Here is a 10,219-nt window from a genome sequence, read left to right as displayed (position 1 = left end):
ATATGCCCGGGGGCCTGTCGCGCGCGGATTACAACGCCGGCCGCTGGCAATCTACGCGTCCGAACGATCGCTTCTGGGGGCGTCGCAAGCTGGCAAGCCTTGGCTATCAGTTCCAGCCGGACAGCCAGCATAAATTCAATATTCAAGGCTTCTACACCGAAACCCTGCGCAGCGGCTACCTGGTACAGGGCAAACGCACCACGCTTTCACCGCGCAATTACTGGGTACGCGGCATTGAGCCACGCTACAGCCAGAGCTTTATGGTGGGCCCTTCCGCGCACGAAGTGGGGGTGGGATACCGCTATGTGAGCGAGTCGACGCATGAAATGCGTTACTACACCGCCACCAGCAGCGGACAACTGCCGTCCAGCGCCAGCCCCTACGATCGTGACACCCGTTCCGGCACCGAAGCGCACGCCTGGTATCTGGATGACAAAATCGATATTGGCAACTGGACTATCACTCCGGGTATGCGCTTTGAACACATCGAGTCATACCAGAACAACGCCATCAAACGCACACATGAGGAAGTGAGCTATAACGCCCCACTTCCGGCGCTAAACGTGCTTTATCACCTGACTGACAGCTGGAATCTTTATGCAAACACCGAAGGCTCGTTCGGCACCGTACAGTACAGCCAAATTGGCAAGGCTGTGCAAAGCGGCAATGTGGAACCGGAAAAAGCGCGAACCTGGGAGCTCGGCACCCGATACGACGATGGCGCGCTGACCGCGGAAATGGGGTTGTTCCTGATTAACTTTAATAATCAGTACGACTCCAACCAGACCAACGACACCGTTACAGCACGCGGTAAAACGCGCCATACCGGGCTGGAAACCCAGGCCCGCTATGACCTCGGCACGCTGACGCCAACGCTCGATAACGTGTCAGTCTACGCAAGCTATGCGTACGTGGACGCCGAGATTCGTGAGAAAGGCGACACCTACGGCAACCAGGTGCCGTTCTCCCCGAAACACAAAGGCACGTTGGGCGTGGACTATAAGCCGGGCAACTGGACCTTCAACCTGAACAGCGATTTCCAGTCAAGCCAGTTTGCGGATAACGCCAACACCGTGAAAGAGAGCGCCGATGGCAGTACCGGTCGTATCCCTGGCTTTATGCTCTGGGGCGCACGCGTAGCTTATGATTTTGGTCCGCAAATGGCAGACCTGAACCTGGCGTTCGGCGTGAAGAATATCTTCGACCAGGCGTATTTCACCCGCTCCTACGACGACAACAATAAAGGCATCTACGCAGGCCAGCCGCGCACGCTGTATATGCAGGGGTCGTTGAAGTTCTAAATCCCGTTGACCCGGCCTGCATGCTGTTTTTGTCGGCCGGGTCAACGACGCGCCACTCGACACAGGCCATTCACATGTTCACATCATTACGCACGCTATTCGCCGCTCTGCTGCTGCTCACCGGCCATGCTTTTGCCGCCACGGTTCATGACGAACATGGCACCTTTACGCTTGATAAAACGCCACAGCGGATCGTGGTGCTGGAACTGTCGTTCGCGGACGCACTGGCAGCCGTCGATGTTAGTCCGGTCGGCATTGCCGACGATAACGATGCCACGCGCATTCTTCCAGAAGTTCGCGCCCATCTTAAACCCTGGCAGTCTGTCGGCACGCGCGCACAGCCGAGTTTAGAAGCCATCAGCGCGCTGAAACCGGATCTGATCATTGCCGACAGCAGCCGTCATGCGGGTATCTACAGCGCCTTGCAGCAAATCGCGCCGGTGCTGCTGCTTAAGTCCCGCAATGAAACCTACGCTGAAAATCTGCAATCTGCGGCCATCATCGGCGAAATCGTGGGCAAAAAGACACAGATGCAGTCACGTCTGGCGCAACACCAACAACAGATGTCAGCGTGGGCAAGCCAGTTGCCGAAAGGCACGCTGGTGTTATTTGGTACGTCCCGGGAGCAGCAGTTTAACCTTCACACGCAGGAGACCTATACCGGGAGCGTATTGACCGCGCTGGGGCTGACGGTGCCGGCGGCAATATCCGGTGCGTCTATGCCGTCTATCGGCCTGGAGCAGTTGCTGGCACTCAATCCTGCATGGCTACTGGTCGCCCACTACCGCAAAGAGAGCATCGTCAAACGCTGGCAGCAGGACCCGCTTTGGCAGATGTTAACTGCAGTGCAAAAACAGCAGACGGCGTCGGTCGACAGTAACGCCTGGGCGCGGATGCGCGGCATTTTCGCGGCCGAACGCATTGCCAGTGACACGGTAAAAATCTTCCATCACCAGCCTTTATCCGATGTGAAATGACGGTTTTCAGACACCCAGCGCTGCAGTGGGGTCTTCCCCTTGCCGCGCTTATCACTCTCTTTTGGCTGAGTCTGTTTTGCTACTCGGCCATTCCTGTTTCTGGCGTTGACGCTATTCACGCTCTGCTACCGGGCCATACGCCGACGCTTGCACAAGCGCTGGTGCAAAACCTTCGTTTGCCGCGAAGCCTGGTCGCCATTCTGATTGGCGCGAGTCTGGCTCTCGCGGGTACGCTGCTGCAGACCCTGACGCATAATTCAATGGCATCCCCTTCGCTGCTCGGTATTAACAGCGGCGCGGCGCTGGCGATGGCGCTGACCAGCGCGCTCAGCCCCGTGCCCGTTGCGGGTTACTCTATCGCCTTTATCGCCGCCTGCGGCGGCGGCGTAAGCTGGCTGCTGGTGATGACCGCTGGCGGCGGATTTCGCCACACCCAGGACCGAAACAAACTGATCCTCGCGGGCATCGCGTTCTCGGCGTTTTGCATGGCCCTGACCCGCATCACCCTGCTGCTAACGGAAGATCACGCTTACGGCATTTTATACTGGCTCGCGGGAGGCGTATCCCACGCGCGCTGGCAGGAGTTCTGGCAGCTTTTCCCGATGGTGGCGGTTGCCCTGCCGGTGGTGTTGCTGCTGGCTAATCAACTGAACCTGCTTAACGTCAGTGACAGCACCGCCCGCACGCTGGGGGTGAATCTGCCAAAGCTACGTTTGATCATCAATATTCTGGTGCTGCTTCTGGTCGGTGCCTGCGTCAGCGTGGCTGGCCCGGTGGCGTTTATCGGCCTGCTGATGCCGCATCTGGCTCGCTTCTGGGTGGGATTCGATCAGCGCAAGGTTTTACCGATGAGCATGCTGATGGGCGCTACGCTGCTGCTGCTGGCAGATCTTCTGGCCCGAGCGCTGGCTTTTCCTGGTGAATTGCCTGCCGGGGCAGTAGTGGCGCTGATTGGTGCGCCCTGCTTTGTCTGGCTGGTCAGGAGGCGTGGATGAAAATTACGTTAGTCATTTTCATCGCCCTCGCATTGGCGGGATTTTCGGTTCTGTCTCTGCAAATGGGGGTGATCGCCGTTCCCTGGCGCGCCCTGCTGACCGACTGGCAAACCGGGCGCGAGTATCATTACGTGTTAACGGCGTACCGCCTGCCGCGATTGCTGCTGGCGCTGCTGGTCGGCGCAGCCCTCGCGGTGGCAGGCGTTCTGGTTCAAGGGATCGTGCGTAACCCTCTGGCATCGCCGGATATTCTCGGCGTAAATCATGCCGCAAGCCTGGCCTCTGTGGGCGCGCTGTTGCTCTTGCCGTCACTACCGGTGATTGCCCTGCCGCTGCTGGCCTTTGCCGGTGGCATGGCAGGCTTGATTCTGCTGAAAATGCTGGCGAACACCAACCAGCCGATGAAGCTCGCGCTCACGGGTGTCGCACTTTCTGCCTGCTGGGCCAGCCTGACGGATTACCTGATGCTTTCGCGCCCACAGGATGTCAACAGCGCCCTGCTGTGGCTGACCGGCAGCTTATGGGGACGTGACTGGAGTTTTGTGAAGATTGCCGCCCCGCTGCTGATGTTATTTCTGCCGCTGAGCCTACGTTTTTGCCGCGATCTCGACCTCCTGGCATTGGGCGATGCGCGAGCCACCACGCTCGGGGTGTCGGTGCCGCGTATACGGTTCCAGGCTTTGCTACTGGCGGTCGCCATGACGTCAACCGGCGTGGCCGTCTGCGGCCCAATTAGCTTTATTGGACTCGTAGTACCGCATATGGTGCGCAGCATTACCGGTGGACGTCACCGCTGGCTGCTGCCCGTTTCGGCCATGACGGGGGCATTGCTGCTGGTGGCAGCCGACCTGCTGGCGCGAATTATTCATCCCCCGCTGGAGCTTCCGGCTGGCGTGCTGACCGCCATTATCGGTGCGCCGTGGTTTGTCTGGCTGCTTGTGAGAATGCGATAAATGACATTACGAACTGAAAATCTAACGGTTTGTTACGGGACAAACACGGTGCTTGACGGCGTATCGCTCGCGCTGCCAGCAGGAAAGACAACCGCCCTGCTCGGCCCTAACGGCTGCGGGAAATCGACGTTGCTAAACTGTTTTTCACGGCTGTTAACGCCGCAGTCCGGACGCGTGTTTCTCGGCGATAACCCCATCGACACGCTCTCCTCGCGGCAGTTGGCCCACAGGCTAGCGCTGCTGCCGCAACACCATTTAACGCCTGAGGGGATCACCGTCCAGGAGCTGGTTTCGTACGGTCGCAACCCGTGGTTATCCCTCTGGGGACGTCTTTCCGTTGAAGACAATGCGCGGGTGAATGACGCGATGAGCCAGACCCGAATCCAACATCTTGCCGACCGGCGGTTAACCGATCTTTCCGGCGGTCAGCGCCAGCGCGCATTTCTGTCGATGGTCCTGGCGCAGGATACGCCCGTAGTCCTACTCGATGAGCCAACCACCTATCTCGATATCAATCACCAGGTGGAATTGATGCGGCTGATGGGCGAACTCCAGGCCCAGGGGAAAACGGTCGTCGCCGTGCTGCACGACCTTAATCAGGCCAGCCGGTACTGCGACCATCTGGTGGTCATGGAGAACGGACGGGTTATGGCACAAGGTACACCGGAAGAGGTCATGACCCCTGGGTTGCTAAGAAGCGTGTTCAGCGTGGAAACGGAGATACACCCTGAGCCGATATCTGGCAGGCCGATGTGTGTGGTGAAGTAGCCCGGCCGAGCGTAGCGACGCCGGGACTGGCTATGAACTAACATGCCAGAATGATTTTTACCCGTAATGAATATGCGCACATTTTCCCTGCAAAACAGCCTCATAACTGATATACTGGATATAATCACAGTGCAAGGGGCAAATAATGGCCGTTGAAACAAAATTTGTTGTTGTAAGAAAAGGTGAAGAGAAAATGACATTTGCCAGTAAGAAAGAGGCTGACGCTTACGACAGACTACTCGACATGGCAGAAGCGTTCACCGACCTGCTGTTACAGAGCGGAAAGCCGATGGATGAAACGCTGGCTGAGGATCTTGGTCTGTATCTTGCCGAGCAGAAAATGGCCGTGCAGCATATTCTGCGTACCAGCAAACTCCCTGAACCCGGTACCCCTGCAGAAACCGATACCGCGGAGTCAGATACCGCTGGCAGTAAAAAAATCAGAGCGGTTAAAGCCGCTTAAATACCCGCCTGCTGTATCTCTGATCCTGAAGCCGTAAGCAGAAAACTGCTTGCGGCTTTTTTTTCGAGTGTATGGCCCGACCGCTGTCACGGCGTGAAAGTGTTCTGCTTATCATGCTGGGCAGTACGTTTAGCCAGTTTCTTTTGCATCATCACCACAATAACGGGAAACCCTGACGCAGAAATGGCACACACCACCAGCAACAGCGTCATATTCTGTAGTGCCATATCATGAGCGGGTAATAGCAAAGCGGACAGGAAAAATGCGACGGTGGTAATCAGGTACATTATCGACGTCTGCAAGGAAGAAAATCCCGCTCGTTGGCTGTTATCCGGAAACTGAATTGACACCGCCGAAGATGAAACCAGACGACTATAAGATGCTGCGAGGAATAACGTCATAAATATCGCCGAGTGTGGATAGCCGAAGAGCGGTATTAACAAACTCAGTATAAAGACGAGGGTTGACCCTATTGCCACCGCCAGCGCTGAAAAGTGAGTGGTGAATACACCGGTTATTTTTGTCGCTAAAAATCCTGCCACGCCCCCACCAAAGAACAGCCAGGGGAGCATATCCCGATCCGCGCCCAACTGAAGAGTCATTAAAGGGACCAGAACAGGAATAATCAACATAGGACTAAACTGAACGAGCGCATTACTGGAGGCGAACAGCAAAGTATCCACATTAAGTGGTAGCGTATGGGACGTTTCAGAAGGAGCGGTATCCGGTGGAATGACGGAAATAATCAGTGGCAATGCCAGCAAACACAGTGTGCTGATTAACCATAACGATACATGCCAGCCATAGTGAGTAGACAAAAATAAAATCGTGGGCATTCCGACAATGCTTACCATCGGAAATGACGCAATCACCGTCGCTAACATTTTTCCACGCAGGTCAGTCGGAGCGTGGTTTATCAATATACTCATCCCTACCCCCATTGTCGTGCCGCCAACCAATCCGGCACAGAATCGTGATGTAAGCAGAAGGCTAAAACTGGAGGTAAAGGTCGTCAAAAGCGTCAGCAAGCCTAAGAGCGCCATATTGGTGATTAAAAAACGTTTCTGATTAAAACGACCGATCCAGTAAAAGGCGATAATTCCCGAAATCACGGCGCCGGAGGTGTACATGCCGGAGACATAGCCTGAGTACGACACGGGAACGGTAAAATCTGCCGCCATAAAAGCAAAAATAGGGTTAAACATCATATATTCCAGTGCATTAGTGAACTGGATAAACGCCATGACAATAGCGATTCGCATAAGGGCTTTATGATTAAACGTCGGAGTAACCCGTGGCATAGCACATGTCCTATGAATAAAAGATGTCCCAGTCTAACCGCTATCAATACCGGTAATTAGATGGTAAAAATGGCATTTATTATTATCAAATATGGGATAGTCAATGCGCCCGACGCTGGATTTTAATACCCTGAACGTGTTCATAGCGGTGGTGGAAAGAGAAAGTTTTGTTGGGGGCGCAAAAGTGCTCGACATGCCGACATCGAATGTCAGTCGTTGTATTTCGCAGCTTGAAGACAGATTGAATCTTCAGCTCATTGAGCGTAGCACCCGACATATGAAACTCACTCAGGCCGGGCTACTGCTCTATACCCGCTCGAAGCCAATACTGGAGGCGCTTGAGCAAACGGAAACCGAATTAACGTTACGGCAAATGCAACTGAAGGGCCCGTTACGTATCTGTGTTCCCACAGAAATAGGTCCTGCATTACTGGGCGCTGCTTTAGCTGAATTCGCCTGCCTTCACCCGGACCTGGAGATAAGCTGCGTCACCAACCTGTCAGGCTTTGAATCGCTGCGAGACGATCTTGATGTGGCGGTTATTGTTAGCCGCGGTCAAATGGATGACAGCGACTACATCGCCCGTCATCTGCTGACGATCCCTTGCACCATCGTCGCGGCACCTTCCCTTATTCAGCGTTATGGCACCCCTTCCCGGGTACAACAATTTGCAGAACTGCCCTGTATTACCACGGTAAATGCACTCAAAGGTACGCCCTGGCAGTTTATGAATAAAAAAGGAGGATTCGAGACCATCAAAGTTAACGCATATTACCGGGTAAATAGCGGCGAGATGGCCGGGCGAGCGGCACTAGCCGGGGTAGGTTTTGCCATTTTATCGAAACAAGCCTGTCAGCCGTACATTAACGACGGAGGGTTAATCGAGGTTGAGTTTGAGCAATCGGCAGCGCCGCTGCAATTATTCGCACTGTATTCAAACAGACGTTACCTACCCGCGAAAACAAGAGCGTTTATTGATTTCATACAGCAGAAATTGAGCACTGTATCTCTGGCGCTATAAGATTATAAGCATCCATGCCTGCAAGCGCCGATCAACGCGTTACCGGGAGAATTTCCGGGAGCCCATAACGCAGAGAATAACGCCAAACGTTATGAACACCATAAGAGGACTCACGGCCTCATGCAGCAAGGCGGCTGACAGGCCCAGCCCGAAGAAAGGCTGAAGGAGTTGTAGCTGGCCAACGGCCGCAATCCCGCCCGCTGCAAGCCCCTTGTACCAGAAAATAAAACCAATCAGCATGCTGAACAGCGAAACATAACCCAGTGCGACCCAGGCCGACACGCTGACCCCGGTAAATGTGGCAGGCATTGTTACCAATACAGCGACCAGCATAAATGGCAGTGAGAGAATCAACGCCCAACTGATGACCTGCCATCCCCCCAGCACGCGAGTGAGCTTTGCGCCTTCGGCATAGCCCAGACCACAGGCCACCACCGCGGCGAGCATGAGAAGATCGCCCGTTAGTGAGACCGCCGCACTTTGTGAGAGCGCAAATCCCATAACAAGCAGACTGCCCAGTACAGAGAAAACCCAGAAAGCCATTCGGGGACGTTCACCACCGCGCAACACACCAAAAATCGCGGTGCTGAGCGGCAGAAGTCCCAGAAAGACGATGGAGTGAGCTGACGTCACATGCTGCAACGCCATCGCCGTCAGCAGCGGAAAACCAATAATGACGCCCAGGGAGACGATGATAAGCGGCACTATCTGCGAGGCCTGCGGACGTTTCTCACGAAAGCCGTAAATCAGCATCATGGCCAACACACCGGCAATTGACGCTCTCAGAAACGTCAGAAAAAAGGGATTCATCTCGAGGACGGCAACGCGTGTAGCCGGTAGTGAGCCACTAAAAATGATCACCCCCAGCAGTCCGTTTATCCATCCTGAAGCCAGGCTCGAATCTTTTTTATCTATCGCTGTATTCACCACGGTAACCTCACTTTTTATTTATCGCCCGCAGGCTTGAGCGTCTATGAGGCGGATGGTACGCTCGAGGATTCAATACAATCAAATTATTGTCATGGATACATTTGATGAAAGCCCGCTACAAATCCATCGTCGATAGGTTCGCTGATAGCATCCGCAACGGGGGACTCCCCGCCGGTACACGTTTACCGACCCACAGAACCCTCTCCGCGCAGGAACATATCTCTCTGGCAACGGCGACTCGGGTTTACAGTGAGCTGGAAGCGATGGGTCTGGTCAGCGGTGAAACAGGGAGAGGCACATTTGTCAGGGAAATCGCGTTGCCCTACGGTCACGGGATTGACCAGCATGCGGTGGCAACGGATGTGCTGGACCTGAATTTTAACTATCCCTCGCTCCCTGGACAGGGGGAGAGCCTGCGCGAGGCGCTACGGCAGGTCGCGGTATCCGGGGATATTGAATCTCATCTGCGTTACCAGCCACATGCAGGCCGGATGACGGAAGGGAAATTTTCGCCGATTATCTTGCGGATTCAGAATTCCAGCCTGAAGCCGACAATGTGGTGATAGTGAACGGCGCGCAGCATGGACTGACTATCACGGTGATGGGGTTGCTGCGCCCGGGAGACGTTGTGGCCGTTGATGCCCTCACCTATCCCGGCTTTAAAGTCCTGGCAGAACTGTACCATCTGGAACTGATTGCCATACCCGTTCTGGCTAATGGCCCGGATTTATCCGCCCTCGAAGCGTTATGCCAGAAGCGGCATGTCAGGGCAATTTATACCATGCCGACGCTGCATAATCCCCTTGGCTGGGTGCTCAGCCGTCTTCAGCGAAAAAGAATAGCCGGTATTGCCAGAACCTACGATCTTCTCGTGATTGAGGACACCGCTTATGGCTATCTCGTCCGCAGGCCACCTCCGCCCGTTGCGGTTTACGCACCCGAGCGAACGGTGTATATCACCGGGTTCTCAAAGAACGTAGCAACGGGCCTGAGGGTGGGCGCCGTCGTCTGCCCCACTTCGTACCGACCCGCACTGGAGAGAGCCGTCAGGGCGACCACATGGAATACGCCTTCACTCATGACAGCGCTGGTCTGCAACTGGATACAGGACGGCACGGTGGCCCGCTTTGAAACGCTGAAGCGGCGTGACGCGCACCAGCGACAGGCCGTGTTAAAAGCCGCACTAGGCGATATTTCCTGTATTACGCACCCGGACTCCTATTTTGCCTGGATCCCTTTGCCCGACGAAGCAAGAGCAGACCGCATTGCTCAGGCTCTGATGGACGACAATATTTCCGTTTCAACCGCTGAGCCGTTCTGTACTTCACTCGTTGTCCCTCAGGCGCTCCGGGTTGCTCTTGGCTCAATTGCCATGGAAGATTTGCATGTAGCGCTGGTTAAAGTTCGGGAGGCCGTTGAGTTCGAACGGTGTCGGTAGTCTGTTATTTTCAGAGCGGGGGTTGGTTTCCGCTCCAGGCAGGGGTTTAGATCAGTTTGCTTGTCCGCTTTG

The 10,219-nt window shown here is 55.0% G+C and carries 9 protein-coding genes and 1 pseudogene; 8 read left to right on the top strand and 2 right to left on the bottom strand.

The features are described from left to right. From GKAS_RS20950 to GKAS_RS20925, 6 genes are all read left to right on the top strand, one after another. The coding region (locus tag GKAS_RS20950; protein ID WP_035897113.1) for a TonB-dependent receptor family protein at positions 1-1,301 on the top strand (1,301 nt) is incomplete at its 5' end. Between the two features lie 74 nt (positions 1,302-1,375). Further along, a complete protein-coding gene (locus tag GKAS_RS20945; protein ID WP_035897112.1) occupies positions 1,376-2,278 on the top strand; it encodes a Fe(3+) dicitrate ABC transporter substrate-binding protein FecB in 903 nt (300 codons plus the stop codon). Beyond that, positions 2,275-3,273, top strand: a complete 999-nt coding sequence (gene fecC / locus GKAS_RS20940; RefSeq protein WP_035897110.1) for an iron-dicitrate ABC transporter permease FecC — start codon at positions 2,275-2,277, stop codon at positions 3,271-3,273. The genes GKAS_RS20945 and fecC overlap by 4 nt, the downstream gene beginning before the upstream one ends. Continuing rightward, the gene (gene fecD, locus GKAS_RS20935) at positions 3,270-4,226 is read left to right on the top strand and encodes a Fe(3+) dicitrate ABC transporter permease subunit FecD (protein ID WP_035897109.1); all 957 of its coding nucleotides are present in this window, start codon (positions 3,270-3,272) and stop codon (positions 4,224-4,226) included. Before fecC ends, fecD begins: the two co-directional genes overlap by 4 nt. Continuing rightward, positions 4,227-4,994: a Fe(3+) dicitrate ABC transporter ATP-binding protein FecE gene (fecE, locus tag GKAS_RS20930; RefSeq protein ID WP_035897108.1), complete on the top strand. Its 768-nt coding sequence runs from the start codon at positions 4,227-4,229 to the stop codon at positions 4,992-4,994. A gap of 145 nt (positions 4,995-5,139) precedes the next feature. Continuing rightward, positions 5,140-5,457, top strand: coding sequence for a YebG family protein (locus tag GKAS_RS20925; RefSeq protein ID WP_035897107.1), 318 nt, complete (start codon positions 5,140-5,142; stop codon positions 5,455-5,457). Positions 5,458-5,543: 86 nt separating this feature from the next. Here the strand turns inward: GKAS_RS20925 and GKAS_RS20920 are convergent, their stop codons facing one another. Beyond that, the gene (locus tag GKAS_RS20920) at positions 5,544-6,758 is read right to left on the bottom strand and encodes an MFS transporter (RefSeq protein ID WP_035897106.1); all 1,215 of its coding nucleotides are present in this window, start codon (positions 6,756-6,758) and stop codon (positions 5,544-5,546) included. Positions 6,759-6,861: 103 nt separating this feature from the next. Between GKAS_RS20920 and GKAS_RS20915 the strand changes: the two genes are divergently transcribed. Further along, positions 6,862-7,779, top strand: a complete 918-nt coding sequence (locus GKAS_RS20915) for a LysR family transcriptional regulator (protein ID WP_035897105.1) — start codon at positions 6,862-6,864, stop codon at positions 7,777-7,779. A gap of 39 nt (positions 7,780-7,818) precedes the next feature. Here the strand turns inward: GKAS_RS20915 and GKAS_RS20910 are convergent, their stop codons facing one another. Then, positions 7,819-8,709 carry a DMT family transporter gene (locus GKAS_RS20910; RefSeq protein ID WP_035897104.1) on the bottom strand — a complete coding sequence of 297 codons (891 nt, stop codon included), beginning with the start codon at positions 8,707-8,709 and terminating at the stop codon, positions 7,819-7,821. Between the two features lie 104 nt (positions 8,710-8,813). On the opposite strand from GKAS_RS20910, the pseudogene GKAS_RS20905 reads away from it, so the two are divergent. After that, a pseudogene (locus GKAS_RS20905) lies at positions 8,814-10,147 on the top strand (aminotransferase-like domain-containing protein). The last annotated feature ends 72 nt before the right edge of the window (positions 10,148-10,219 follow it).

The organism is Kluyvera ascorbata ATCC 33433 (assembly GCF_000735365.1).
Taxonomy (GTDB): Bacteria; Pseudomonadota; Gammaproteobacteria; order Enterobacterales; family Enterobacteriaceae; genus Kluyvera; species Kluyvera ascorbata.
This window is presented reverse-complemented; position numbering and strand designations above follow the sequence as displayed.